At 66.7% G+C, this 25,841-nt stretch carries 24 protein-coding genes and 1 pseudogene; 14 read left to right on the forward strand and 11 right to left on the reverse strand.

From position 1 onward, the window contains the following. Window positions 1-261 precede the first annotated feature (261 nt). The 8 genes from C5B91_RS04575 to C5B91_RS04610 all read left to right on the forward strand — a co-directional run bounded on the left by C5B91_RS04575 (window position 262) and on the right by C5B91_RS04610 (window position 8,291). The gene (locus C5B91_RS04575) at window positions 262-1,713 is read left to right on the forward strand and encodes a flagella accessory protein C (protein WP_199514393.1); all 1,452 of its coding nucleotides are present in this window, start codon (window positions 262-264) and stop codon (window positions 1,711-1,713) included. Beyond that, entirely contained in the window at window positions 1,697-2,134 is a 438-nt protein-coding gene (locus tag C5B91_RS04580) for a fla cluster protein FlaF (RefSeq protein ID WP_008092920.1), read from the forward strand. The genes C5B91_RS04575 and C5B91_RS04580 overlap by 17 nt, the downstream gene beginning before the upstream one ends. After that, window positions 2,135-2,584: a CARDB domain-containing protein gene (locus tag C5B91_RS04585; protein WP_004977358.1), complete on the forward strand. Its 450-nt coding sequence runs from the start codon at window positions 2,135-2,137 to the stop codon at window positions 2,582-2,584. It begins immediately after the preceding gene. Further along, window positions 2,581-3,330 (forward strand): ATPase domain-containing protein, encoded by a 750-nt coding sequence (locus tag C5B91_RS04590; protein ID WP_004970800.1) that lies wholly within the window; start codon window positions 2,581-2,583, stop codon window positions 3,328-3,330. The genes C5B91_RS04585 and C5B91_RS04590 overlap by 4 nt, the downstream gene beginning before the upstream one ends. Then, entirely contained in the window at window positions 3,331-4,995 is a 1,665-nt protein-coding gene (locus C5B91_RS04595) for a type II/IV secretion system ATPase subunit (protein WP_004977357.1), read from the forward strand. Between the two features lie 4 nt (window positions 4,996-4,999). Further along, window positions 5,000-6,742 carry an archaellar assembly protein FlaJ gene (gene flaJ, locus C5B91_RS04600; protein WP_004977356.1) on the forward strand — a complete coding sequence of 581 codons (1,743 nt, stop codon included), beginning with the start codon at window positions 5,000-5,002 and terminating at the stop codon, window positions 6,740-6,742. 95 nt (window positions 6,743-6,837) lie between these two features. After that, the gene (locus tag C5B91_RS04605; RefSeq protein WP_181950712.1) at window positions 6,838-7,851 is read left to right on the forward strand and encodes a CheF family chemotaxis protein; all 1,014 of its coding nucleotides are present in this window, start codon (window positions 6,838-6,840) and stop codon (window positions 7,849-7,851) included. A gap of 77 nt (window positions 7,852-7,928) precedes the next feature. Then, complete coding sequence (locus tag C5B91_RS04610) at window positions 7,929-8,291, forward strand: hypothetical protein (protein ID WP_008092926.1); 363 nt, start codon at window positions 7,929-7,931, stop codon at window positions 8,289-8,291. 56 nt (window positions 8,292-8,347) lie between these two features. Here C5B91_RS04610 and C5B91_RS04615 read toward each other — a convergent pair whose 3' ends face one another. From C5B91_RS04615 to C5B91_RS04630, 4 genes are read right to left on the reverse strand one after another with little or no spacing between them, the layout of a single operon-like run. After that, window positions 8,348-9,214, reverse strand: coding sequence for a CheF family chemotaxis protein (locus C5B91_RS04615; protein ID WP_008092927.1), 867 nt, complete (start codon window positions 9,212-9,214; stop codon window positions 8,348-8,350). Window positions 9,215-9,217: 3 nt separating this feature from the next. Further along, entirely contained in the window at window positions 9,218-10,060 is an 843-nt protein-coding gene (locus tag C5B91_RS04620; RefSeq protein WP_008092928.1) for a protein-glutamate O-methyltransferase CheR, read from the reverse strand. Beyond that, entirely contained in the window at window positions 10,060-12,276 is a 2,217-nt protein-coding gene (locus C5B91_RS04625) for a chemotaxis protein CheA (RefSeq protein ID WP_115819150.1), read from the reverse strand. Before C5B91_RS04625 ends, C5B91_RS04620 begins: the two co-directional genes overlap by 1 nt. 2 nt (window positions 12,277-12,278) lie before the next feature. After that, window positions 12,279-13,379, reverse strand: coding sequence for a chemotaxis response regulator protein-glutamate methylesterase (locus C5B91_RS04630; RefSeq protein ID WP_049913431.1), 1,101 nt, complete (start codon window positions 13,377-13,379; stop codon window positions 12,279-12,281). Between the two features lie 249 nt (window positions 13,380-13,628). On the opposite strand from C5B91_RS04630, the gene C5B91_RS04635 reads away from it, so the two are divergent. After that, window positions 13,629-14,102 (forward strand): chemotaxis protein CheW, encoded by a 474-nt coding sequence (locus tag C5B91_RS04635; protein WP_042662095.1) that lies wholly within the window; start codon window positions 13,629-13,631, stop codon window positions 14,100-14,102. Between the two features lie 39 nt (window positions 14,103-14,141). Here C5B91_RS04635 and C5B91_RS04640 read toward each other — a convergent pair whose 3' ends face one another. Then, entirely contained in the window at window positions 14,142-15,491 is a 1,350-nt protein-coding gene (locus C5B91_RS04640) for an MFS transporter (RefSeq protein ID WP_008092932.1), read from the reverse strand. Between the two features lie 127 nt (window positions 15,492-15,618). Here C5B91_RS04640 and C5B91_RS04645 point away from each other — a divergent pair, with 127 nt between their 5' ends. Continuing rightward, window positions 15,619-17,211, forward strand: a complete 1,593-nt coding sequence (locus C5B91_RS04645; RefSeq protein WP_049968368.1) for a uracil-xanthine permease family protein — start codon at window positions 15,619-15,621, stop codon at window positions 17,209-17,211. A gap of 69 nt (window positions 17,212-17,280) precedes the next feature. After that, window positions 17,281-17,433 (forward strand): annotated as a pseudogene (locus C5B91_RS22620) (plastocyanin/azurin family copper-binding protein); the annotation flags it as partial. A gap of 21 nt (window positions 17,434-17,454) precedes the next feature. Here the strand turns inward: C5B91_RS22620 and C5B91_RS22300 are convergent. After that, window positions 17,455-17,592 (reverse strand): hypothetical protein, encoded by a 138-nt coding sequence (locus C5B91_RS22300; protein WP_008092934.1) that lies wholly within the window; start codon window positions 17,590-17,592, stop codon window positions 17,455-17,457. Between the two features lie 89 nt (window positions 17,593-17,681). Further along, window positions 17,682-18,896 carry a mechanosensitive ion channel family protein gene (locus tag C5B91_RS04655; RefSeq protein WP_008092935.1) on the reverse strand — a complete coding sequence of 405 codons (1,215 nt, stop codon included), beginning with the start codon at window positions 18,894-18,896 and terminating at the stop codon, window positions 17,682-17,684. A gap of 96 nt (window positions 18,897-18,992) precedes the next feature. Between C5B91_RS04655 and C5B91_RS04660 the strand changes: the two genes are divergently transcribed. From C5B91_RS04660 to C5B91_RS04670, 3 genes are all read left to right on the forward strand, one after another. Beyond that, a complete protein-coding gene (locus C5B91_RS04660; RefSeq protein ID WP_049968369.1) occupies window positions 18,993-19,487 on the forward strand; it encodes a metal-dependent hydrolase in 495 nt (164 codons plus the stop codon). Between the two features lie 77 nt (window positions 19,488-19,564). Then, complete coding sequence (locus C5B91_RS04665; protein ID WP_008092937.1) at window positions 19,565-20,146, forward strand: peroxidase-related enzyme; 582 nt, start codon at window positions 19,565-19,567, stop codon at window positions 20,144-20,146. A gap of 84 nt (window positions 20,147-20,230) precedes the next feature. Then, on the forward strand, window positions 20,231-20,425 hold the full coding sequence (locus tag C5B91_RS04670) for a cold-shock protein (protein ID WP_004967996.1): 195 nt from the start codon (window positions 20,231-20,233) through the stop codon (window positions 20,423-20,425). Between the two features lie 128 nt (window positions 20,426-20,553). On the opposite strand, the gene C5B91_RS04675 is transcribed toward C5B91_RS04670, so the two are convergent. From C5B91_RS04675 to C5B91_RS04690, 4 genes are all read right to left on the reverse strand, one after another. Further along, window positions 20,554-22,050 carry a cryptochrome/photolyase family protein gene (locus C5B91_RS04675; RefSeq protein WP_115819151.1) on the reverse strand — a complete coding sequence of 499 codons (1,497 nt, stop codon included), beginning with the start codon at window positions 22,048-22,050 and terminating at the stop codon, window positions 20,554-20,556. Window positions 22,051-22,099: 49 nt separating this feature from the next. Then, window positions 22,100-22,894 (reverse strand): creatininase family protein, encoded by a 795-nt coding sequence (locus tag C5B91_RS04680; RefSeq protein WP_115819152.1) that lies wholly within the window; start codon window positions 22,892-22,894, stop codon window positions 22,100-22,102. Window positions 22,895-22,962: 68 nt separating this feature from the next. Beyond that, window positions 22,963-24,570, reverse strand: coding sequence for an acyl-CoA synthetase (locus tag C5B91_RS04685; RefSeq protein WP_008092944.1), 1,608 nt, complete (start codon window positions 24,568-24,570; stop codon window positions 22,963-22,965). Window positions 24,571-24,634: 64 nt separating this feature from the next. Beyond that, window positions 24,635-25,756, reverse strand: coding sequence for a polymer-forming cytoskeletal protein (locus tag C5B91_RS04690; protein WP_115819153.1), 1,122 nt, complete (start codon window positions 25,754-25,756; stop codon window positions 24,635-24,637). Window positions 25,757-25,841: the final 85 nt, after the last annotated feature.

The raw sequence follows: 25,841 nt of genomic DNA on the forward strand, positions 1-25,841 counted from the left end.
AACGTCCGTGCCGACGCCGGATAATTCTTCTTACCGCCGCTACGGCGCCGTCTGACTTTTATTACATACTTGACGGGCGAAAATTCCGAACGTCTAAAATATCGCTACTGATAACGGGACGGGAACTTTCTTGTACCGACTTACGTACCTTGCACCAATGTTACCTGCTCCCCCGAGTCCGTCGGACCGCCCCGGCCGGTCCGCCGCTCGGCCGGGTGACAGGCCGTCGCTCGAACGAAGCGCCCCGCAAACGGTACCGAGGTGCTCGCTGCGAGCATGATGGAGTGGCAGAACGACGAAGACACGGCTGACGCCGGGGACAAAACGGAGACGGAAGAACAACACATGTCATCAGACGATGGACTTGGATTCGAGGAGGGGATAGACGACCTCTCCGACGAGTTTGGTGACTTCGGCGACGACCTCGACGACGGATTCGACGATGACGATTTCGGCGGATTCGACGACGACAACAGCGAGGAACTCGCAGAGCTCGAAGATCGCGTCGGCGAACTCGAGAACGAAGTAAGCGCCATCTCGTCGGGGATGAACACCGTCCGCGAAGAGAACAAACAGATCGGTGAGACCGTCGAAGAGCTCGACGACACGATTCGCAAACTACTCGACATCTACGAGATGGTCACCCGCGGCATCAACCCGTTCGTCGACGACGCCCGCGAGATGGGCGGCCTCGACGGCGGGGGTGGGTCGTTCGGCCTCTTCGAGGCGGAGGCCGAGGACGAAGAGCACCTCGACCCAGACGTGGCGAACGCCGATGCAGAGTCGTTCTTCGACGACGACTTCGGCGAACTCGACGCCGAGGAGGGCGCGAAGGAAGCGGAACTCGCCGCGGAAGACGAACTCGTGGAAGCGGAACGCGAGAGTCCCGCGGACGCCCTCGACGACGGCGACGGCGACGAAGATGCTGCCGAGGCCGACGACTCGGGTGCCGCGGGCGGCGCGAGTTTCGACGACCTCAAAGAGCAGTACGAGGAGGGCGGCGGCTGGGACGAAGAAGACGAAGCGGAGGCGGACGAAGCGGAGGCGGACGAAGCAGAGACGGACGAAGCGGAGGCTGACGACGCCGAAACGGACCTCGCCGACGCGGCGGTCGACCTCGAAGACGGGTTCGAAGACGAGCCGGTCGACGGCATCGAAGACGAGTTCGAAGCGGTCGCCAACGAGGCCGACGACCCGAGCGACGAACCGTCCGAACCCGAGGTCGAAGACGCCGACGGTGACGTCCGCAAGACGCTCGACGAGCTAGAGGCGGAGTACGCCACCGCGGCGATGGCCAAAGACGAGCTTTCGGCCGACGACGAGGACGACGCGGCCACCGAACCCGAGCCGTCCGCGGCGGTCGAGGAGTCCGACGCCTACTTGGCGGCTCTCCCGTCGAACTACGTCTCCGAAGTACTCGTCCTCGAGTGGGTCGAACACCTCGTCGCGGTCGGCGGCGCGCTCGGCGCGTCGCGCGCGCTCCGCCAGTATCGGGAGCAGGACTGGATATCGCGCGCCGTCGAGAGCGAACTGAACGCCCACGTCGGACAGATTTCGCCGTCGGTCGCTGACGCCGACGGGGGCGAACTCCGCATCGACGACCACCAGACGAGTCTCGCGTACGTCTGCCGACTCGCGGAGGACGTCCCGCGGGGCCAACTGTACGAGGAGTTAGTCGCCTACGGGAGGAGATTCGATGGGATTCGGTGTTAGTGGCTCGACCGCCGTCATCTTCCTCGGCGTCCTCGTGGCCACGGGGACGCTGTACACAGCGACGTCGAACGCGTCGGAGAACGTGCTCGAAGCGCAGGACGCCGACGCGGAGCGGGCCCTCGAACGGACGAACACGGACATCGCCGTCACGAACGCGACCTACGACGCGGGCAACGAGAGCCTCACGGTGAACCTGACGAACGCCGGCTCGGAGACGCTCTCGGTCAGCGAGACCACCTTGCTCGTCGACAACACCTACGTCGACGTGCCGGCGGCCAACGCGACCGTCGACGGCGACGCCGGAACCGACCTCTGGTACGCCGGCGAGAATCTCAGTCTCGTCGTCGACGCCGACCCCACGCCCGCACGCGTGAAAGTGGTTACCGGAAGCGGCGTCGCCGCCACGGGGGCGGTGAACTAAATGGCAGACATCTCCGTTCCGAGCCTCATCCTGTTCATCGCCAGTATCGTCGTCGCCGCCGGCGTCTCGGGCGTCCTCATCGACACCGTGACCGGCATCAGCAGTTCGCTCGACGAGCGCGGCGGCGACGTGAGCACGGAGATCAGAACCGACATCGAAGTGATAAGCGACCCGCAGGCGGGCGTCTACGACGGTGCGAACGACAACCTCTCGATATACGTCAAGAACACCGGCCTCAGGACGCTCCCGGCGACCAGCGGCGGCTTCGATATCATCGTCGGTGGACAGTACCAGACCAACGTCACGGTGAACGTCGTCGACGGCACCGAGTGGCGGCCGAGCAACGTCATCGAACTCACGGTGACGGACATCGCGTTGAGCTCGGGCGACTACCGGATGACCGTCGTCGTCGACGGTGACGAAGAGGTGTTCGAATTCCGCGTATCATGAGCAGTCAATTCTCTCTCGGGCTATCCGGGCACGACCGTCTCGAAAAGGAACTCGGCGGCGGCATCCCCAAGGGTGCAATCGTCCTCATCGAAGGGGACTACGGCGCCGGAAAAAGCGTGCTGTCGCAGCGATTCAGCTACGGCTTCTGCGACGAGGAAACGGTGGTGACGCTCGTCTCGACCGAACTGGGCGTCCGCGGCTTCCTCGACCAGATGCACTCGCTTTCGTACGACATCGTCAAGCATCTGCTCGACGAGCGAATCCTGTTCCTCCAGGCCGAAATCGACAGCAGTGGCGCGCTCTCTGGCGGCAGCAGCCAGAAGGAGCGCAAGCAGCTCCTCCGGCGGCTGATGGACGCCGAGACACTCTGGGACGCCGACGTCATCATCATCGACACGTTCGACGCCATCCTGCGCAACGACCCGCAGTTCGAGGCGCTGGTCCGGCAGAACGACGAGCGGCAGGCCGCCCTCGAAATCATCTCGTTTTTCCGCGAGCTGACGACGAAGGGCAAGACCATCATCATCACCGTCGACCCGTCGTCGGTCGACGAGGGGTCTATCGGTCCGTTCCGCTCTATCGCCGACGTCTACTTCGAACTGGAGATGGTGGAGGTCGGAAACGACGTCCGACGGAACATCTTCGTGAAGCGCTTCGCGGGGATGGGCCAGCAGGTCGGCGACCGCGTCGGCTTCTCGGTCCGGTCGGGAATCGGGCTCGTCATCGAATCGAGGAGCGTGGCGTAGATGGCGAGCGAACACGGCTCCGCCAGGCTGTCGGACGACCTCAAGCGCCTCGCGATGCAGTGGCCGCACCTGCGGGACCACCTCAAGCGGTTCCGACAGATCACCGGCGAGTTTCCGATGCTCGTCGACGAGCCGGGCGACTACGAGTCCCGGCGTCCGAACATCATCTACCCGCTGGGCGGCCCCGTGTTCTGCCAGGTGTACGGCAACTTCGGCGAGACGACGAAGTACTACACCATCGAACCCGAGATGGACGACGACGAACTCGAGGTGTTCGGCCGGGTCAAGGACAAACTGCTCGAACGCAGCGTCTCGAAGCCGGCGCCCGAAGAAAGCGCCGACTACGAAGAGCGCATCGAGGAGTTGCTCTCCGAAATCGTCCACATCGAGGGCGACGACCGCGGGCCGCTCGGCTCGGTTGCCAAGCGGCTCGACGTGGCCGGCATCGAGGTCTCCCAGACGACCTACGACAAGATACAGTACCGACTCGTCCGCGACATCGTCGGCCTCGGGCCGCTCGAACCCATCATGCGCGACCCGGAGAACGAGGACATTCACGTCATCGGCCCCAGCCAGGTCGACGTCGACCACGGGACGTTCGGCCTGCTGGAGACGAGCGTCGAGTTCGACAGCACGGAGCAGTTCGATAACTGGCTCCGCAACATGGGCGAACGCATCGGCGACCCCGTCTCCGACGCCCACCCCATCGTGGACTCCACGCTCCCCGACGGCTCGCGTATCAACATCATCTACTCCGACGACGTGTCGCTGAAGGGGTCGTCGCTCACCATCCGTCAGGGCGACGACGTGCCGCTTTCGGTGTTCCAAATCGCCAAGTGGGGGACGCTCTCGCCCGAACTGGCCGCGTACCTCTGGATCGCGCTGGAGAACGAGCGAACCATCTTCGTGGTCGGCGAGACGGCATCGGGGAAGACGACGACGCTCAACGCCATCCTCTCGTTCATCCCGCAGGACTCGAAGATTTACACCGCGGAGGACACCGCCGAGGTGCTCCCGCCGCACGACACGTGGCAGCAGCTCCTCACCCGCGAGGGCCGCGGCTCCGACTCCGAAGTCGACATGTTCGACCTCGTCGCGGCCGCGCTCCGCTCTCGCCCCGACTACATCATCGTGGGGGAGGTCCGTGGCGAGGAGGGGCGCATGGCGTTCCAGGCGGCCCAGACCGGCCACCCGGTGATGCTCACGTTCCACGCGTCCGACATCGTCTCGATGATTCAGCGTTTCACCGGCGACCCCATCAACGTCCCCGAGACGTTCATGGACAACTGCGACATCGCGCTGTTCCAGAACCGCGTCCGCCGGGGCAACGACATCCTGCGCCGAGTGACGAGCGTGCAGGAAATCGAGGGCTACTCGAAGGAGATGGGCGGCGTCGTCACCCGCGAGGCGTTCTACTGGGACCCCGTCCAAGACGAGATCATCTTCCAGGGGATGAACAACTCCTTCATCATGGAACAGAAGGTCGCGACGCTCCTCGGTTACGACGACACGCGGAAGATATACGACGACATCCAGTTCCGCGCCGAACTCGTCCGCCGGGCGATTCAGGAGAACGTCCTCGGCTACCACGAGGTGAACGAACTCATCGAGGACTACCAACGCGACGGCGTCGAGGGACTGCCGTTCGACATGGCGAGGGTGTAGCGAGATGGCAGGGGAACAGAGCGCGTCGATGCAGGCGGTGCAGGTTCGGGACTTCATCAGCGACATCATCGAGTCCTACGAGAAGATGCCGATGGCGCTGCCGCGGTACCTGCTCGCGGTGCTCGGCCCCGCCATCGTGTTCTTCATGCTCTCTCTGGCCGGCGCCATCGCGCTCCCGCTTCCCCTTCTCGTCCGCATCCCCGTGTTCCTCCTCGGCGTGTTGCTGTTGGGCGGGGCCGTCCTCTACCCGCGGCTCCTCGTCGAGCAGACGCGCCGCAGCTTAGAGAACCAACTCCACCTCCTCATCACGCACATGACCGTGCTCTCGACGACGAACATCGACCGTGTCGCCGTGTTTCGAACGCTCGCGCGCGAGGAGGAGTACGGCGAGCTAGCGACCGAGATGAACCGCATCGTCCAGCTCGTCGACGCGTGGAACCAGTCGCTCGACGACGCCTGTCAGCGCCGGGCCCGAGAGGTCCCGTCGAAGCCACTCGCCGACTTCCTCGACAGGCTCGCGTACTCCATCAACGCCGGCCAGAGCATCGACGACTTCCTCCTCGGCGAGCAGAACGCGATGATTCAGAAGTACATCACCGTCTACGAGAGCGCGCTCGGGAACCTGGAGGTCATGAAGGACCTCTATCTCTCGATGATTCTGTCGATGACCTTCGCCATCATCAACGCCATCGTCCTCCCCATCCTGACGGGGACCGACGCGACGATGACCATCGGCGCGGTCATCGTACTCTTCGTCTTCGTGCAGTTGGGGTTCTACTTCGTCATCCGGACGATGTCGCCGTACGACCCGCTGTGGTTCCACCAGCGCGAGTACCGGACGAAGGCGGACCGGCAGATAGACATCACGCTGTACGGCGCGGTCGGCCTCTCTATCACGATGGTCCTCGTGCTCGCGTTGGGCACGTTCAACCTGACCGTCGTCGGTGAGACGGTCCGGCCCATCATGATGGAACTCCCGATTCCGCTCCTCATCTCGACGCCGCTGACGCCGCTTGCGGTCCCCGGCATCGTCGCGCGCCGCCACGAGAAACGCATCGGCGAGCGCGACGAGGAGTACCCCGGGTTCATCCGCGCGCTCGGGGCGTCCGAGACGGCGAAACAGAGCACGACCACGGCCGTCCTGAAGACGCTCAAGACGAAGGACTTCGGCGTCCTCTCGCGGGAGATATCGCGGCTGTACACGCGGCTTCGGATGCGGCTCGACCCCGACCGGTCGTGGTTCTTCTTCACCGCGGAGACGAACTCCTATCTCGTCCAGAAGTTCTCCGAGATGTACAACGTCGGCCGGTCGATGGGTGGCAAACCGAAGCTCCTCGGCGAACTCATCAGCCGTAACATGAACGAGATAATCAAGCTCCGCCGACAGCGAAAGCAGTCGACGGTCACCCTCATCGGCGTCCTCTACGGCATCACGGCCTCCGCGTCGTTCGCGTTCTTCATCGGACTGGAAGTCGTCGAGATTCTGGCGTCCTTCTCGACGCAGATGAACCTCGACAGCCTCCAGTTCGGGACGCTCATCTACGCGGGCGTCTACGACGTGCCCTTCATCGAGTACATGCTGACGCTCATCATCCTGTTTAACGCCCTCCTGTCGTCGCTCATGATTCGGATGGTCGACGGCGGACACAAGGCGAACGCCTACCTGCACTTCGTGATGCTCGTCTGGGTGGGCTCCCTGATGGCGGTCGCCACCTCGTCGCTCGCAGGAGCGCTGATTAGTATATGACTGAAGACGGACAACAGACCCGAGATTCGATGCCAGACGCGGCAGGCGAACAGACCCCACAGGAGGCCCGTTCCCGCGCGCCCGAGGGGGGCGACGTGGCGAAAAGCGACCTCCTACAGGCGTACCGCCGGAAGAAGTCCGAACCGTCGGACGAACGCGAGGAACAAGAGCGGGCGCGCTCGAAGAGACAGACGGAAAAACAGACCAGCGACGGCGAGTCCATCGTCGTCGACTTCGTCGCTAACTTCGTCGCCGGCGGCAACGCCTCGTTCGAGCCCGTCAAGGGCCGCGTCCTGATGAGCCAGCGCCGGCTTATCCTCGCCACGTCGAAGGCCAAGACCGTCATCCCCATCACCTCCATCTTCGACATCGCCGTCGGGCAGGTCCCCCCGGAGGTCGAGGAGTTCTTCGACTACACGGTGATGGTCGGCTACATTATCGGCCGCCAGCGCCGGACGACCGTCATCGGCGGCGACCGAGATACCATCGAGAAGTTCTCGCTGTTGCTGTTCCGCGCGGCGCTCAACGGCTCGCGCGCGCAGGTCACCCACCCGGCCCGCATCGGCGGGCGCGTCCTCGACACGGAGCGACAACCCTCCGGCCTCCATCTCGACTACGAGGCCGTCACGTTCCCCGACGACGACGGCCCGCTCACGGAGAACGGCGACCCGTTCCACATCGACCTCGCGAGCGTCATCTTCTTCGAGGTGCTCGAGCGGACCGTCGACGGCGAAACGCGGCTGGTGCTTTCGGTCCAGCACGTCAAGCAGGGTCAGACGGTCACCTCCGAGATAACGCTCGACTCGCGTCGGAAGATGAACATCCTCGGGCGCTACCTCCGGCTCGTCTACCACTGGATAAAGTCCGGCGTCCGAAACGTCGAGGTCACGGAACAGGGCCTCGAAGTCCTCGTCGGACTGTACTCCGCCGGCGAGATGGCCGCGGAAGTCGACTTCAGCGAACTCCTCGGCGTCGAAGAGGAAGTCCTCGACGCGGAACTGGAGAAGCTCCACGAGGAGGAACTCATCGGCGACGACGAGCTTCCGACCTCGCTGACGCCGCAGGGACGGTTCGTCGTCAACGAAGAAATCGAAGACGTGAACGTCTGAGAGCGGGCGTTTCTCCCGAAACCGGAGTCGACCGGCGACCGGGAAGAACTATCAACGGTGCAACTGATTCTGTTTCTATGCGAACGTGGGCCTCGTCGCTCTTCGGTCTGGGAGTCGGGAGCGCGGTCAGCTACTCATTCGGCTTCCGACACGGTGCGGTCTGGGTTGGGGTCGCTCTCCTTCTCACGTACACAATCGCCGGCTTCGGGTACGCCGCGTTTCCCGCGTACCGCTGGCGGTGGTCCGGACCGAACGACCACTTCTGGTACACGATAGTCGGCGTCTTGAGCGCCCTCTTACCAATCCTCGCGGCGTACGGCCTGCACCTCGAACCCGGCGGGCGCGTTCGGGGAATGGTTCTCTTGGGCGGGCTCTGGTTGGGTGGTCTCTTCGCCGGAATCGCACTCGAACGCGCCTCTCGGCGCGCGAGCGACGACTGACGAGCGCGACGCGTCGCTCTCGTCCGGCGAGTTCCCCGGGAAAAACCGAGTGCTGACTACTGTTCGTTGATGGCGTCGGAGGCGATGCTGCGGCCGCGGGCGTTGAGTTGCACCTCGTGGCGCACGCGAATCTCCTCGACGACGTTGTGGTCGATGAGCCGCTGGAAGAGTTCCTCGACCTCGTCCACGTCGAGCCCGAGGAAGCTGGGGATGTCGAACGGGGAGACGCCGGAGTACAGCGCCGTGAGGACCTGTTTGTCCGTCTCGCTCAGTTCGATAGAGGTCTCGGAAAGCTCCTCGCCCTCGCGGAGGAGCGTGTAGAGGAAGCTGACGGCGCGGTCGGAGCCGGAGATGTACGTCTGGAGGCTCGTCCCCTCGTCGTCGGAGTGTTCGACCTCGATGACGCTCCGGTGTTTGTCGACGATGGTTCGCTCGCCGGTCTTCACGTCGCCGATGTCGTCGAGGCGGACCTCGACGAACTTGCCGCCGACGGTCGCCATGCTCACGGCCTCGTCTTCGACTTTGAGCCGGGACTTTTCCCACTCGGTGTTCTGGACGACGCCGCCGGCGACTGCGGGATGTCGCGCGAGGAACTGCTCGGTGTTGAGGAGCGCCCCGAAGAAGTCCGTCTCGAACTCGTCGTAGTCGACGGGCGCGAGCAGGACGACGCCCGACGGGATGTGGACGCTGAAGTAGTCGGAGACGGTCGCGATGCGCTGGTTCACGTCGTACCGGCCGCCGAACTCCTGTATCTTCGAGAGCTGAATCGTCCGCTTGCCGCCCGTCCCCGCGAGAATGAGCCGCCTGTTCGAAAGCAGAATTCGGCCGCTCGTCCAGTCGACGTCGTGTATCTCCCGGCCGTTCTTGATGACTTGGAGGAACCGCCCGCGGGTGTCTCCGAGTTTTTGCTCACCGGGTTTCATCGCTCACCTCCCGACCGCGGCGTCGCTCGCGCGGTAGATGCGGAGTCGTTTCTCGACGGGGTCGAACTGCTGTCTACACGTCGGCGGGATGGTCTCTGTCATGCCGATGGTGAGGTACCCGTCCGGCTTCAGCGCGGAGCCGAGCGTCTCGAAGACCGCCCGCTTCGACTCGGCGTTGATGTAGATGAACAGGTTCCGACAGACGACGAGGTCGAACGTCCCCGGCGGCTCCTCGCGGATGAGGTCGCGTCGCTCGAAGCGGACCATGTCGGTGACTGCGTCTTTCACCCGGAAGGTGTCGTCGTCGCGGTCGACGAAGCGCTCCCAGCGGCCGATGGGGTCGAGCTGTTCGGCCACGTCGTTGGTCTCGGAGGCGCGGTACTCGCCCGCCCTGGCGGCGCGGAGAATCTCGCGTTTGATGTCCGTGCCGACGATTTCGATGCGGCGCTCGTCGACGCGGTCGTCGTCGTGGGCGAGCATCGCCAGCGAGTAGGCCTCGCGGCCGTCCGAGCAGGCCGCGCTCCAGATCTTGATGGGGTCGTGGCGGCTCCCCCGCGAACTCAGGTCGCGGAGCACCTCGCGGAGTGCCTCCCACACCTCGGGGTTGCGGAAGAAGCTCGTCACGTTGACTGACAGCGCGTCGAGGAGCGCCTGCTGTTCTTCCTCGTCGTCGGTGAGGAGGTTGTGGTACGACCCGTAGTCGTCGACACGTCGCCGCCGCATCCGCGCGGAGATTCGGCGGTCGAGGTAGGCGTCGTTGTACGAACTCGTCTGGAACTGCAGGGAGTCTTCGATGTAGTCCAAGAGCCGGCCGAACGCCGGGTCGTCGGTCGCCGACGAGGGCATCAGTCGGCCGCCTCCTCGGCGGTGTCGGGGAGCTGGCTCGGGTCGAACTCGCGCATCGCCTGCTGGCCGTCGGCGGGGAGTTCGAGCGTCGAGACGTCCAGAATCGGAATGACGTTGCCGTCGCCGATGACGGCCGTTCCCGACAGCCCGCCGACGCCCGACAGCGGTCCTTGTAGGGGCGTCACGACGACCTCCTCCTGTTTCGTCACGCCGTCACAGTGTAGCGCGACCTGTCTGTCGTCGGGACGGATGCGGACCACCATGCCGTCGTCGGGTTCGGGCGAGTCGATTTCGAGCGCCTCGCGGAGCCGAATCAGCGGGAAGATAGTCTCCTCGTGGACGATGACCTCCGCGCCGCTGACCGTCTGGACGCGGTCGCGCCGGCTTATCTCGTCGATGTACTTGATGGGGACGCCGAACTCGCGGTCTTCGACCTGCACGAAAAGCACCTTGATGATGGCGACCGACACCGGCAGCCGGATGTTGAACGTGCTTCCCTCGCCGGGTTCGCTCTCGACCGACACCGAGCCGTCGAGCGATTCGACGGTCGTCTTCACCACGTCCATGCCGACGCCGCGGCCGGACACGTCCGTGATTTCGTCGTTGGTCGAAAAGCCGGGGTGGAAGATGTAGTCGTACACCTCGCTGTCGGGCATCTGGGTTACCTCCTCGCGGGTCGCCACGCCCTTGTCGACGGCCTTCTCGCGGACGGCGTCGGCGTTGATACCGCCGCCGTCGTCCTCGACGGTCACGATGACGGTGTCGTGTTGGCGGCGCGCGGAGAGTCTGATGGTCCCCGTGCGGGACTTGCCGTTTGCCTCGCGCACGTCGGGTGCTTCGATGCCGTGGTCGACGGCGTTCCGGAGGACGTGCATCAGCGGGTCGGAAATCTCGTCGAGGATGGTGCGGTCGAGTTCGATGTCCGCGCCCTCGACCTTGAACGAGACGCGCTTGTCCTGCTCGCGGGCGAGGTCGCGCACCAGTCGGGGGAACTTGTCGAACACCTTCTTCAGCGGGATGAGCCGCATGTCCATCACGGTGTTCTGGAGGTTCGACGAAATCTTGTCCAGTTCGTCGAGCGTGTCGAGCGCGGTCGTCTGGCCCACGTCGATGGCGTTTCTGAGCTTGATGCGGCTCGTGACCAACTGCTCGACGAGTTCGTGGAGTTCGTCGAGCTGGTCGACGTCCACGCGGACGGACTTGACCGCGGAGATGGAGCGGGCCTCTTTTTTCTTCTCCGTGCCGGACTCCGGTTCTTCGTCGCTCTCGGTCGACTCGGCCTCGTCGGCGTCTCCTTCGCTCCCGTCGTCGACGCTGGGTGCGTCGGACGCCGTGTCGCTGTCACTGTCGACAGCGCCGTCAGCGTCAGCGGACTGGTCGGAGCCATCCGATGCCGGGGCGTCAACCTCGGCGTCAATATCCGACTCCGCCGCCGGAGTGTCGCCGGCGTCCGCGGCCTCGTCGCCGCCGGCGAGCGCGTCGGACACGTCGGTCGTCTCGACCGTCGAGACCTTCCAGAGCCCGTCGAGTTCGCTTTCGACGACGGCGGCGTCGCGCTCGGCGACGAACAGGTCGAAGCCGTCGCCGAACTCGCCGTCTTCGATGGCGTCGCGGTTCGGGTTCGCGCCGACCACGTCGAGTTCCTCCGGGATGCTACTGAGGAAGATGCCGGCGTCGACGCCCTTCATCTGGCCCGCGTCGAGTTCGACGTGGGCGTGGGTGAGCGTGGTCGCGTCGAGCGCATCGGTGTCGACGCAGTCGGCGGCGAGAGAGTCGAGGTCGACCGACTCGCGGTCGGCCTCGTCAGACGCCGCCGGGTTCGAGTTTCCCGCGTCACCTCCGTCTTCGACGGCGGCGCGAATCTCCTCGACCGTGTCGGTCGGGTCGATGGTGGACTCGCCGTTCTCCTCGATGTCGTGGAGAATCTCCACGATGAGGTCCATCCCGTCGAAGACGAGGTCCATCCGCTCGGCCGTCACGTCGAGTCGCTCGTGGCGAATCTCGTCGAGGAGGTCCTCGACGGCGTGGGCGACCGTCGCGGCGTTGTCGAATCCCATCGCACCGAAGTTCCCCTTCAGCGTGTGGGCCTGCCGGAAGATGTCGTCGATGGCCTCGGTGTCGTCCGGGTTCGACTCCAGCGACAGCAGGGAGTTGTTCAACTGCGTGATGCTCTCTTCGCTCTCGGTGATGAATGCTTGGTAGAGTTCTTCGTCCATGGTCAGGTAGTGAGCCCGCGGAGTGCTTCGTCTGCGATTCGCCCGTCGGCCGAGACGGTGTCGACACAGCCGGCCTCGATGGCCCGCTTCGGCATTCCGAAGATCGCGGAGGTCGATTCGTCTTGTGCGACCGTGTGGCCGCCCGCCCGCTTGATTCGGGTCATCCCCTCGACGCCGTCGCGGCCCATGCCGGTGAGGAGCACGCCGGCCAGCGGCGCGTCGACCGCCTCGGCGGCCGACGCCATCGTGAGGTCGATAGCCGGCTTGACGCCGTGGAGCGGCTCGTCGTCGGAGAGTTCGAGCCGGAGACGTCCAGCCCGGTCGCCGGTCACGAGGAGGTGGGAACCGCCGGGTGCGATGCGAATCTGCCCGGGGCCGATTCGCTCGCCGTCGCTCGCCTCTTGGACCTCGTAGTCACAGCGGCCGTCGAGCCGCGCCGCAAAGCGCTTCGTGAAGCCGGCCGGCATGTGCTGGACGACCAGCACGCGGAGGCCCGCCTCCTCGGGGAGCGCCGCGAGCAACCGCTCGACGACGTTCGGCCCGCCCGTGGACGCGCCGATAATCAGCGTCGAGCCCTCGGTCGGCAGCGACCCGGTCGCCCCCGAAGACGCCGGTTTCGACCCCGCGGTCGCCGTCGACTTCGGCTCCGTCTTCGGCGGCCGGGAGCCCCGGCGCGTCGCCGAGAGGTCGACCGCCGCGGCGGACTGAATCTTCTCGACCAGTTCCCGCTTGACGCGGGGCATCTCGGAGGTAACCTCGCCGCCCGGCTTCGTCACGAAGTCGACCGCCCCCCGGTCGAGCGCCTCGAACGTCACATCGGCGTCCTCCTCGGCGTGCGCCGAGAGCATGAGGACGGGCGTCGGACACTCCTCCATGATGGCCTCGACCGCGTCGAGTCCGTTCATCTCGGGCATCTCGATGTCCATCGTCACGACGTCCGGTCGGTTCGCCTCGACCACCGAAATCGCCTCGCGGCCGTCGGCCGCCTCGGCGACGACCTCGACGTCGGCGTCTTCGAGGAGCGTGCGAATCAGCGTCCGCATGAACCGCGAGTCGTCGACGACGACCGCGCGAGTCGGCTCCGCGCCGGCGGACGCGCTCATCGTCCCCACCCGGCGGTTCCGGGTCGGCGGGAACTCGACGACGCCGAGTGGCCCCCCCGCCGAGGGCTCGGTGGATTCGTTAGTGTGCCGTTTCGTTGACCGCTCATCTACCTCCGAGGTTCGGAAATCGGGTATATAAACACTCGGCGAGGATAATCACGGCTGATAATCGGGTACGTATCTTTATACGCTGAATCTCACCACTCTGAAGCAGACAGGTGGCGGCGGATGTCGCCGCCGGGGATGACCATGCGACAAGATGCAATCACGACCGAGATGAGCGCGGACGAGACCGACGCGGAGGACTCCGCCGAAGAAGTACAGGTGCTGGAATTCCAACTCGGCCCGGAGACGTACTGCGTCGATATCGAGTACGTGAGCGAAATCGTCGACAAGGGCCAGCTCACGGCGGTTCCGAACGCGCCGGACTACGTCGAGGGCGTGATGGACCTCCGCGGGCGGACCACGTCAATCATCAACCCGAAGTCGCTTCTCAGCATCGACGACGAGGGCGAGTCGAAGCGCATCGTCATCTTCGACCCCAACAAGTTCGAAGACGAGGCCGCGACCGGCTGGCTCGTCGACGAGGTGTACCAAGTCGTGCGCGTCTCGATGGACGACGTGGAGGACCCGCCGCTCGAAAAAGACGACTCCATCGAGGGCGTCATCAAGCGCGACGGCGACCTCGTCGTCTGGATTTCGCCGGTGCACGCCATCGAGTAGGGACGTTCTGCGACCGGCCCCGCTCTCGTTTTCGAGAACCTAATCGGCGAGCGACTGCTCTCCCGCCGCGACGCCCCGCCCGCCGGTGAGTACCACCACGACGAGCGCACAACCCACGACGACGCCCGCGAGGCCGAACGCGGCGACGTAGCCGGCGGCGTCGGCGACGAACCCGCCGAGCGCCGAGCCGACCCCGCCGCCGAGGCTCGAAAGCGCCGTGTACGCGCCGAGGGCCTCCCCGCGAATCCGGTCGGGCGCGAGTCGCGTCACCATCCCGGTCGCCGTCACCGCGATGACCGCCCACGTGACGCCGATGACGAGGAACGTCGCGCCGAGGGTGACGAGCGCGGCGAGCGCCGCGAACTGCGTGCCGACGACGGCGACCGCCGGGAAGGCGAGTCCGCGGGTCGCCAGCGCGCCGGCCTGGAGGTGACGGGGGTCGTGTCGCGCCGCGAACGCGCCGACCTTCGCGTAGCTCACCGCCGACCCGAGACTCGACAGGACGAACAGAGCGAACACCTCGTCGGCGGACCGGCCGGAGCCGACGAGGTACGCGGGCAGCGGCCCGAAGAAGACCGAGAAGCCGACGAAAAACAGCGTCGCGGCCGCGAGGTACCGGAGGAGTTCGGGACTCATCCGCGCCCGGAGGTCGTCGAGGTCGAGGCTCTGGAGCGCCCAGTAGAGCCGCGAGGGACCGTACGGGACCGCGCGGACCGAACGCCCGACGAGGCCGCTCTGTCGGCGGATACTGGCCGACACACGGGCGAACCGCCGCGCCGACAGCGTCGAGCGTTCGGGGTACCAAACGCGGACGAGGACGGCACCGAGCGCGGCGGCGACCGCGGCCGCGACGAGGAACCGCCGCTGGACCGCGAGCGCGTCGAGACCGAACAGGCGCGGGGCCAGCGCCGACCAGACCGCGCCGACGACGAGGCCGCCGAGCCAGCCGTACCCCTGATAGTGGTTGAGGACGCCGAAGCGGCGGTCCCAGTCCTTCGACGGGACGCCCTCGACGACGATGAGGTTCAACACCGGCGCGGCCGCGGCGACGACGAACCACAACAGGGCGTTGGCGACGAGGACCGCGGCCGGCGACGACACGGTGGCCGTGAGGAAGAGCGCGCCGGCGGTCGCCACGAGCGCGACGAGGATGAACGGTCGCCTGCGCTTCGCGCGGGCGGCCAGCCGGCCCCAGAGCACCGCGCCCGGCGCGCCGGCGAAGGCGGCGGTCGCGGCGATGAGGCCGACGAACAGCGCGTTCGCTCCCAGTTCGATGGCGTACAGCGGGACGACGAGCGACGACGCACCCACCGCGGCATAGCCCAGCGCCCAACCGAACAGCCACCGGTCGCGGTTCCCCGTCTTCGAACGTCCGTGTCGGTCGGTCACGCGTCACGAATGAAACCGGTGAAACAAAGTCGTTACCCCCCGAACGCGCGCGAAAAGCAGGACATATATAGTCTGAACAAAATCCTCGGACAACCATGCTCGGGAGCGAACCACCACACACGGGGGGATGGTCGTGACGGACGACTCCTCTCCCTCCTCGTTCGTGCAGTACGGTATCGACGACAAACCACCCCTTCCGACCGCTCTCCTTCTCGGCGCCCAACACTACCTCACCATGGTGGGCGCGAACATCGCCGTCCCCCTCATCCTCGCCGGAGCCCTCGGTATGCCCGCCGACGTGGTGCCGCGGTTCGTCGGGACGTTCTTCGTCGTCTCCGGCATCGCGACGCTGATGCAGACGACGTTCGGGAACCGCTACCCCATCGTGCAAGGGGCACCGTTTTCGATGCTCGCGCCGGCGCTCGCCGTCATCGGCGTCGCGACGGCGGCCGACCAGTCGGGCGTCGCGTGGCAGAGCGCCCTCTTGCAACTGCAGGGCGCGATTATCGTCGCGGCCGTCGTCGAGGTGTTCGTCGGCTACTTCGGCCTGCTCGGACGCCTCCGAAAGTTCATCTCGCCGGTCGTCATCGCGCCGACCATCGCGCTCATCGGGCTGTCGCTTTTCAACGCCCCGCAGGTCGCGTCGGCGACCAACAACTGGTGGCTCCTCGGCCTGACGCTCGCGCTCATCGTCCTGTTCTCGCAGTACCTCGACACCGCGCACCCGGCGTTCAAGCTGTTCCCGGTGCTGCTCGGCGTCATCGTCTCGTACGTCGTCGCCGCCGGCCTCTCGGTCGCGGGCGTCATCGCCCCCGGCGCGGCGGGCTACGTGAACCTCCAGACGGTCGTCGAGGCCCCGGCGCTCATGACCATCTACCCCTTGCAGTGGGGCTTCGCGGGCGGCGCGGGGACGACGACGGTCGCGCTCCCCGTCGTGGGCTCGGTCGCCTTCGGCATCCCGCAGTTCACGACCTCCTTCATCATCGGAATGCTCGCGGGCGTCGCGGCCTCGATGGTCGAGTCTTTCGGTGACTACCACGCCGTCGCCCGGCTCTCGGGCGTCGGCGCGCCCTCGGAGCGCCGCATCAACCACGGCATCGGCATGGAGGGTGTGATGAACGTCTTTTCGGCCGTCATGGGCGGCAGCGGTTCGACCTCTTACTCCGAGAACATCGGCGCTATCGGCCTCACGGGCGTTGCCTCCCGCTACGTCGTACAGGTCGGCGCAGTCGTGATGCTCGTCATGGGCTTCGTCGGCTACTTCGGACAGCTCATCGCGACGATTCCCGACCCCATCGTCGGCGGCCTCTACGTCGCCATGTTCGGCCAAATCGTCGCCGTCGGCCTCTCGAACCTGAAGTACGTCGACCTCGACTCCTCCCGTAACGTGTTCATCGTCGGCGTCGCCATGTTCGCCGGCCTCGCCGTCCCCGCCTACATGGGCAACGTCGAGAGCGCGGCGGCGTTCCGCGAGGGGATGCGGCAGGTCGCGCTCGTGGGCCCCGTCCTCGGGACCCAACTCGTCGCCGACACGGTCTTCGTCATCGGCTCGACCGGGATGGCCGTCGGCGGCCTCATCGCCTTCTTCTTCGACAACACCATCTCGGGGACCCGCGCCGAGCGCGGCCTCGAAGAGTGGGAAGACACCGTCGAAGACGACGGCGACTTCGAGTCGGCGCTGGACCGCTTCCGCGGCGACGAGTCGGCGACGGCCGACTGAGCCGCCCTGACAATTTTTTAACTCGCAGTCGCTACCGCGGGATTCGCGGGCTGTAACGACCAGTCGACCGAGAATTCGACCGCGGCCGAGACCGGATGGAGCGAGGGCAAGGGCACGGTCCAGTCCTCCGTCCACACCTTCGAGATGGTCGGCAAGCACGCGTACTACTGCGTGCCTCACGAAGCCGCCGGCATGACAGGAACTATCGCCGTCGAGGAGTAGTCTCGTCGTCGAGGAGCAGGCTCAGGTCTCGTCGCGCCCGGTCCGCCCGAGCGCGACGAGCACGAGGTAGCCGACGAACCCGGCGACGAACAGCAAGGCCGGAATGGCGAAGGGACCGAACGTCTCGATGAGTCCGTCCACGGGACCGAGTTGGAGCATATCCAAGCCACGGCCGCGCTGCGGTTAACGTTCCCGGCGGGCGGTCATCGCGGGTGCTCCCGGCGGGCGCGGCGGACGGCTCCGGGCGCTCACTCGTCGTCGGCGCTGTCGTCTTCGTCCGTCGTCGCTTCCGCGTCCGCGTCCGCGACTTCGTCGGCCGTGCCCTCGCTCGCCATGTCGGGGGTGCGAGCCGGTTGCCGGACCCCACCGTTCGAGAGTCCGGCCGCGGGCGACTGCCGGGTCGCTTCGGTGTCCGTCGAGTGGACGTGAACGTCTCGCTGGGGGAACGGAATCCCGATGCCCGCGTCGTTCAGGCGCTTGTATATCTCGCGGTTGAGGTTGTGCGTCGCCTTCCCGCGCTTGAGCGGGCTGTTGACCCAACAGACGAGTTCGTACTCCAGCGCGTCGGGGCCGAACCGGCGGAACCGCGGCCGCGGACGCGGCGCGTCGAGGACAAGCGGCTCGTCGAGCGCGAGTTCGGTCAGCAACTCCTCGAACTCGTCCACGTCGGTTCCGTAGGCGACGCCGACCGGGACCTTCAGCCGGCGGCGGCGGTTCGGCGCGGACTCGTTGATGATTTTCGCGGCGTTGAGCACCGAGTTCGGCACCGTCACGAGCAGTTCGTCGCGGGTGAGAAGCGTGGTCGAGCGGATGCCGACCTTGACGACGGTGCCCGCCTCGCCGGAGTCGAGGACGACGTAGTCGCCGATTTTGTAGGTGTCGTCGAAGTACAGCGCGATGCCGCCGAAGAAGTTGGCGACGGTGTCCTTGGCGGCGAAGCCGACGGCGATGCCGGCGATGCCCGCGCCGGCGAAAAGCGGCGTGATTTCGATGCCCCAGATGTACAGCAGCGCGCCGACGGTACCGACCGAGACGACGATGGTCCAGACGTTCGAAAAGACGGGCGCGAAGTCGTAGCGACTGCCCTTGTCCTTGACCGCCTCGACGAGGCGGTTGACGAGGCGGTTGAGCGCCCACGCCCAGACGACGATGCCGACAGACAGCGACGGCAGGCCGAAGAAGTCGTTGAGCGTCGCCGAGTCGACGACGAGCGCCTCGGCGACCGCGGGGGCCCTGGAGAACAGGAAGATACCGGTCAACGAGACGGTGACGACGATAGGCCACCGAAGCTCTTGGACGACGATGTTGTCGAGCGAGGTCTCGGTTCGGCTGGTGTACTGAAACAGGAGGCGGATGACCACCTTCTCCATGACGAACGCGCCGCCGACCGAGATGAGAAGCACGAGGGCCGTCACCTCAAGCGCCGACAGGCCCGAGAGAAACGACGAGAGGTGTTGGCTCATGCGACGGAAATCGCGGCCACCGGGGATAACGATTGCTCCGCTGACGGTCGCGGAGGCCGAAAGGTTTTGTTCGCCGCGGGCGCGAGGGCACACCAGATGTACCGATTCGGTCACTGGGGCGTCTCGCTCCTCGTGTTCGCCCCGGTCGGCTTCGCGCTCGTGCAGGCCGGCCGCCCGGAACTCGCCTTCGTCGCCGGCGCGGCGATGTGCTGGCTGGCGATGCTCCCCGACTACGACATGCGCGTCCCCGGCATCTCCCACCGCGGGCCGACCCACACGGTCCTCTTTGCGGCCCTCGTCGGCGGCGTCGGCGGCGGCGGCGCGTACCTCCTCGCCAGCAACGCCGGCCAACCCGAGGCCGCGGCGACGGCGCTCGGCGCGTTCGGCTTCGCCGTGGGCGCGCTCACCATCCTCGCGCACCTTCTGGCCGACGTGCTCACGCCGGCCGGCATCCGCCCCCTGTGGCCGCTTTCGTCCCGGAAGTTCACGCTCTCGTTGTGGACCGCGGACAACACCGTCGCCAACTACGGCCTGTTCGCCGTCGGCGTGTTCGCCGTGGCCGCGGCGGCGTACCTCTCGGTCGCGCTCTGAGCGACCCCGAACGCGAGGCGTCGAGCGCCCCGCGAACCTGAGGAATCGTTAAGGTCCGCCCGGGAGAGCGGAGACGCATGGACGACGACGCCATGCGCCGCTTCCCGGTGCCCGACCGCGACGACCTCCCGGACGACCTGCGCGAGCGCATCGACGACGAGACCGAGCGCGCCGGTTTCACCCCGAACGTCTTCGCCGCGTTCGCGTACAAGCCCTCGCACTTCCGGCCCTTTTTCGAGTACCACGACGCCCTCGTCGAGGACACCGACCTCGAACGCCACGAGGTCGAGATGATAATCGTGGCCGTCTCCGGCGTCAACCACTGTTACTACTGCAACGTCGCCCACGGCGCGCTGGTCCGCATCTACGCGAAAGACCCGCTGCTCGCGGACCAACTGGTCGCCAACTACCGCACCGCCGACATCCCCGAGAAGCACAAGACGATGCTCGACGTGGCGGTGAAACTCACTGAGTCGCCCGCCGAGGTCGGCGAGGACGACCTCCAGCGACTCCGCGACGCCGGCTTCTCCGAGGAGGCGGTCTGGGATATCGGCGCGGTCACGGCCTTCTTCAACCTCAGCAACCGCATGGCGATGTTCGCCGACATGCGGCCGAACGAGGAGTTCCACACGCTCGGCCGAGAGCCGCGCGACGACTGACTCGAAGGATAGTAAACAGTACCACGGTCAGTGGTAGCAATCGGCGGAATCCTTATGGCCGATAGCGGTGCATTTCGACACGCAATGGCGAAAGGTAAGGTTGCATTCTTCAAGTCCTCCGGCGGCTACGGCTTCATCGAGACCGAAGACCACGACGACGACGTGTTCTTCCACATGGAGGACATCGGCGGCCCCGACCTCGAAGAGGGTCAAGAAGTGGAGTTCGACATCGAGCAGGCCGACAAGGGCCCGCGAGCGGTCAACGTCACGCGACTCTGAGTCCGGCGCGTTCCGGCCGACGGCGACTCGACAGCGAACAGCGTTCTGCATTATCACCCGTCGAGCCGCGGTGCTCGCGCCCCGCGGTCGCCGGTCTCGGGCGGGTCGTGGCCGCTCCTTGCACTCTCTCAGAGCGTCCCCGCCCGGCCCATCCGCCGAATCTCGTCGGCCCGCGCCCGGATGGCGTCCCACTCCTCGTCGTCCTTCCGGTCGACGTGAGAGTACATGAGTCCCATCCGACCCGTTCCCCGGAGGCGTTCTTCGTTCTCCTTCAGGAAATCCCAGTAGAGCGCGTTGAACGGGCAGGCGTTCTCGCCGGTCGTCTTCGACACCGCGTAGGGACACGACGAGCAGTAGTCTGACATCTCGTTCACGTAGTTCCCCGAGGAGGCGTAGGGCTTCGATGAGAGCACGTCGGTGGCGAACGACCCCATGGCGACCACGTTCGGGGTCGTCACCCAGTGGTACGCGTCGACGAAACCGAGGTGGAACCAGCGGTCGAGTTCCGCCGGGTCGACGCCGTAGACGAGCGCGAAGTTCGAAAGCACCATCAGGCGCTCGATGTGGTGGGCGTAGCCGCGGTCGCGGACGTGGCCCACGGCCTCCGAGAGACAGCGCATGTCCGTCTCGGCGGTCCAGTACGCCTCCGGGAGCGATTCGGTCTGGTCGAGTTGGTTCGCCGCGGCCAACTCGGGCATCGACCGCCGGTAGACGTGCCGCACGAACTCCCGCCAGCCGAGAACCTGCCGCACGAACCCCTCGGCGCTGTTGAGCGGGGCGTCGCCCGCCTCGTAGGCCTCCTCGACGGCTTCGACCGCCTCGCGCGGGTGGAGCAGGCCGAGGTTGATGGCCGCCGACAGCAGGGAGTGACAGAGCGCCCACTCGCCGTCGACCATCGCGTCCTGATACGGGCCAAACTCGGGGAGGCGGACCTCGACGAAGTGCGACAGCGCCTGTCTCGCCGCCTCGCGCGTCACCGGCCAGACGAACGGTTCTGGCGACCCCCACGCGCCCGGGTAGCGCTCGCGGACGAACTCGATGACCTCCCGTGTCGTCTCGTCCGGTTCGAACCGCGGTGCTTCAGGCGGCGTCCACCCCTCCGGCGGCGTCTCTCGATTGTGGTCGTCGTAGTTCCACTCGCCGCCGGCGGGGTCGTCGCCGTCCATCAAGACGCCCGTCTCCCGGCGGGCGTGCCGGTACCAGTGTTCCTGTCGGTAGGTGTCGGCGTCGCCGGCCCAGTCGTCGAAGTCGGCCGGCGTCGTGAGAAACAGGTCGTTCTCGACGAGGGTGAGCGACCCGCCGCGGGCGGCGACGAGTTCCCGAAGCCGCTCGCCCGCCCCGTGGCTCGGCGGGTCCATCACGACGAGGTCGTCGCCGGGCGCGGCGTCGAAGTAGCGGTCGAGCCCCTCGCCGAACGTCTCGGCTTCGACGTAGGTCACCTCGAAGCCGCGCTCGCGGAGGTCGTCGCGGAAGTGCCGCATCGCCGAGAAGACGAGCGCGAGCTTCTGGGGGTGGTACGGCAGTCGGTCGCCGAAGGCGTGCGCCTCTATCATCAGCACGCGGTCGTCGGACTGGAGCGGCGCGGCCGACGGGTCGAGTTGGTCGCCGAGGACCCAGACGGTCATGGGCGTCCCTTCGGCGGCGGAGAAAAGAGCGTGTCGGCCAGTCGATGGGTCAGCGACGCGAGCCCGGTTGCGGGTCGACGTGCGCGGGCGCGAGCAGGTCCTCACTCGGCTGGTCGTCGAGCCACGAGAGCAGGCGAACGAGCTGGTCGGCCGCGGCCTCGAACAGTTCCTCGCCGGCCGCCGGCGACGCGTCGGTTTGGTCGCCGAAGACGCCGTTTTCGGAGTTCTCGACGGCGTCGTAGAAGGTCCGCGCGCCGTGTTCGCGGAGGTGCTCGTCGCCCAGGTCCACGACGCCGTCGTCGCGGGCGGCTTCGAGTTCGCCCTCGCGGACGAGGTCGCGGGCGATGTGCATAATCATCGAGGTCTCCTTCGGCCCGCCGTGGGGGCCGGGGTGGTCGAACAGGTCCGTCACCAGGTCCGGAATCGACTCGTCCCACATCCACTCGATGGCGTACATGGTGCCGTCGTCGCGGAGGCGGCGACCGACCTCCCGGAGGTGCTGGACGTTGCCGCCGTGGGCGTTGACGAACACGACCCGGTCGACGCCGTGGTACGCGAGGTTCCGCGTCATCGACTCCACGTAGTCGCGGAACTGCGGCGCGTCCACCCACATGGTCCCGTGGAACTGGCGGTGGTGCGGGCTGACGCCCACGTTGACGGTCGGCGTGCAGAGGTAGCCGGTCCGGTCGGCCGCCTCGCGGGCCAACGCCTCCGCGATGAGGTGGTCTGTGGCGAGCGGGAGGTGCGGGCCGTGCTGTTCCGTCGAGCCGAGCGGCACGACCGCGAGCGACGATTCGGCCACGTAGTCGCCGAGTTCGGGCCACGTCTGGTCCGCGATGTACATGGGCGTCACCAAGCGACGACGCCTAAAGAAAGGTGACAAAGGGGAAATGGGTTCCCGGTGGACGCGGCTCAGTCCCGTTCCTGCGAGCGCAGTTCGATGCGGCGAATCTTCCCCGAGGAGGTCTTCGGCAGTTCCGCGACGAACTCGATTTCGCGCGGGTACTTGTACGGGGCCGTCTGTTCTTTCATGAACGCTTGGAGTTCGTCGACGAGGTCGTCGGAGCCCTCGTAGCCGTCGATGAGGACGACGAACGCCTTGACGATACTCCCGCGCTCCTCGTGGGGGCTGGCGACCGCGGCGGCCTCGGCGACCGCCTCGTGGGAGACGAGCGCGTCTTCGACCTCGAAGGGGCCGATGCGGTAGCCCGCCGAGATGATGATGTCGTCGGCGCGGCCCTCGAAGAAGAAGTAGCCGTCCTCGTCACGGGAGGCGAGGTCGCCGGTCCGGTAGTAGTCGCCCGAGAACGTCTTCTCGTCGAGATTCGGCTTCTCGTAGTAGCCGTCGAAGATACCGGGACAGCCGACCGGGACGGCGATTTCGCCGATTTCGTCGACGCCGACCTCCGCCTCGTTCTCGTCGATGATGGTCGTGCCGAGGCCGGGCGTCGGCTTGCCCATGCTGCCGGGTTTCACGTCGATGCCGGGGTAGTTCGTGAGGAGCGCGACCGTCTCGGTCTGGCCGTAGCCGTCTCTCGGGATGACGCCGAACGCCTCGCGGAACGCCTCGATGGGTTCGCGGTTGAGCGGTTCGCCCGCCGACAGCGCCTCTTTCAGTCGGAGGTCGTACGAGCCGAGGTCGCGCTGGGCGAACATCCGGTACTGGGTCGGGACGGCACAGAGGCGGGTGACGCCCTCTTCTTCCATGATGTCGAGGAACGTGTCCGGTTCGAAGTCGCCGCGGTAGACGAACTGGGTCGCGCCGGTCGTCAGCCCGACGCCGACCGGGCTCCAGAACCACTTGGCCCAGCCGGTTCCGGTCGTCGCCCAGAGCAGTTCGTCGGAGAGGTCGTCGTCGGCCGTGACGCCCCACCAGTAGGGGGCGTTGACGAGTTCGAAACAGCGCATCCAGCGGTGGCGGTGGCGGACCGGCTTGGGCTGGCCGGTCGTCCCCGACGTGTAGTTGATGGACATCGGGTCTTCGGCCCGGAGGTCGGGGCCGTCGTGGTCGGCGGACTCGTCGGAGACGAGGTCAGAAAACGAGGTCCAGCCGTCGGCGTCGCCGCCGAGGACGACGAAGTTCGAAAGCGGCGTCTCGTCGCGCACCTCGTCGACCATGCCGACGAGCGACTCGTGGACGACGGCGGTCGTCGCCTCGCAGTCGTTCGCGCGGAACGCGATGTCCTTGGGCTTGAGCATCGAGGAGCTGGGAACGAGCAGCGCGCCGCGCTTGAGCGCGCCGAGCTGGACGGCGAACACGTCGGGGTCGCGGGGAAGCAAGTGGATGAGCCGGTCACCCTTCCCAACGCCCATGGATTCGAGCGCGTTGGCGAAGCGGTTCATGTCGTCCCGGAGGTCGCCGTAGGTCCGCTCCTCGCGGCCGCCGTCGGCGTCGCGGAACTTCAGGGCGACGCGGTCGCCGAAGGCGTCGGCGTGCGATTCGATGACCGCGGGGATGTTGTAGTCCTCGGGGATGTCCCACTCGAACGATTCCGACTCGGTCTCGTACTCGACTGCCATGGCTCGACAGACAGAACAGACCATAATAATTGTTCGTCCGGGTTGGGCAGGGGCGGCCGAGCCGTCAGGCCATCGGCGAGCCTTCTTGGGGGCCCTCACCGGGGGCGCTCACGCCCTCGTCACCGTCGTCGCCGGACTCCCCGCGGAGCGCCAGCGCGAACGCGCCGAGACCCACGAGGAGGACGACGAACTCGAGGACGCCCCCCAGGGGGACGAAGTCGAGGACGGCGAGGACGAACAGGCCGGCGAACAGCGCGGCCCAGCGGTTGTCGTAGTCCGCGAGCGACAGGAGCCACGTCCCGAGGACGAGCGCCCCGTAGATGCCCGCGACCCAGAGGGCGAGCAGGAAGCCGACCCCGCCGGCCAGCGAGAGCGGGATGCCCACGATGGTCAACAGCAGGAGCAGCAGGACGATGGGTATCGCGACGATGGCGAGGAGGCCGACGCCGCCGCTCCGCACGGCCTTCTTCGTCCCGAGGCCCGTCACGCGGCGGGCGAAGTCGGGAGCGACGAGGACGATAATCGCGCCGAGGACGAAGTTGGCGAGCAGCCAGTAGCCCGAGACCACCCAGCCGGGGATGACCGGGGCTTCGAACTGGCCGAACTGGAACGGCGCGCCGGCGACGACGGGACTGGCGACCACGAGGTCGTCGACCTGTCGCACGCCGCCGTCGACGACGGCCGCGGAGTCGATGCTGGCGGTCGCCGCGTCGTATTCGAGCGAGCCGCCGACCCGAGCGGTCGGGCCGACAGCGAACTCGTCGGCCCCGACGCGGACGTTACCGGCGACCGCGCCGTCGAGCTGGACGGTGCCGCCGGCGGCGTCTAACGACCCGCCGATGTCGGCGGTGTCGCGGACGAACACCGCGCCGCCCGCGAGGCTCACGTCGCCGCCGACGGTCCCTTCGAGGGTCGCGGAGCCCGCGACGCCGTCGAGGTTCCCGTCGACGGTTCCGGTCTCAGTCAGGAGGACGGTCCCGGCGGTCGCCGACACGTCGCCGGTCACCGTCCCGGCGATGACGACCGTGCCGCCGACCGCGTCGAGGTCGCCGTCGACGGTCTCGCCTTCGCCGACGACGACGGTCCCGCCGGCCGCCGGGCCTTGCTGTGCGGCCGCGACGCCCGCGAGCGACCCCACCACGAGGAGGCTCAGGAGGACCGCGACCAGTTGTTTCGTTGTGAACATCGGAATCACCGAGGCAACGCCTCGGATGAATGATACGACTCGCAGCGGCATAAATCGAGAGAGACGGTTTCAAACCCCGAGAAAC

It is taken from the genome of Haloferax sp. Atlit-10N (assembly GCF_003586325.1).
GTDB lineage: Archaea > Halobacteriota > Halobacteria > Halobacteriales > Haloferacaceae > Haloferax > Haloferax prahovense.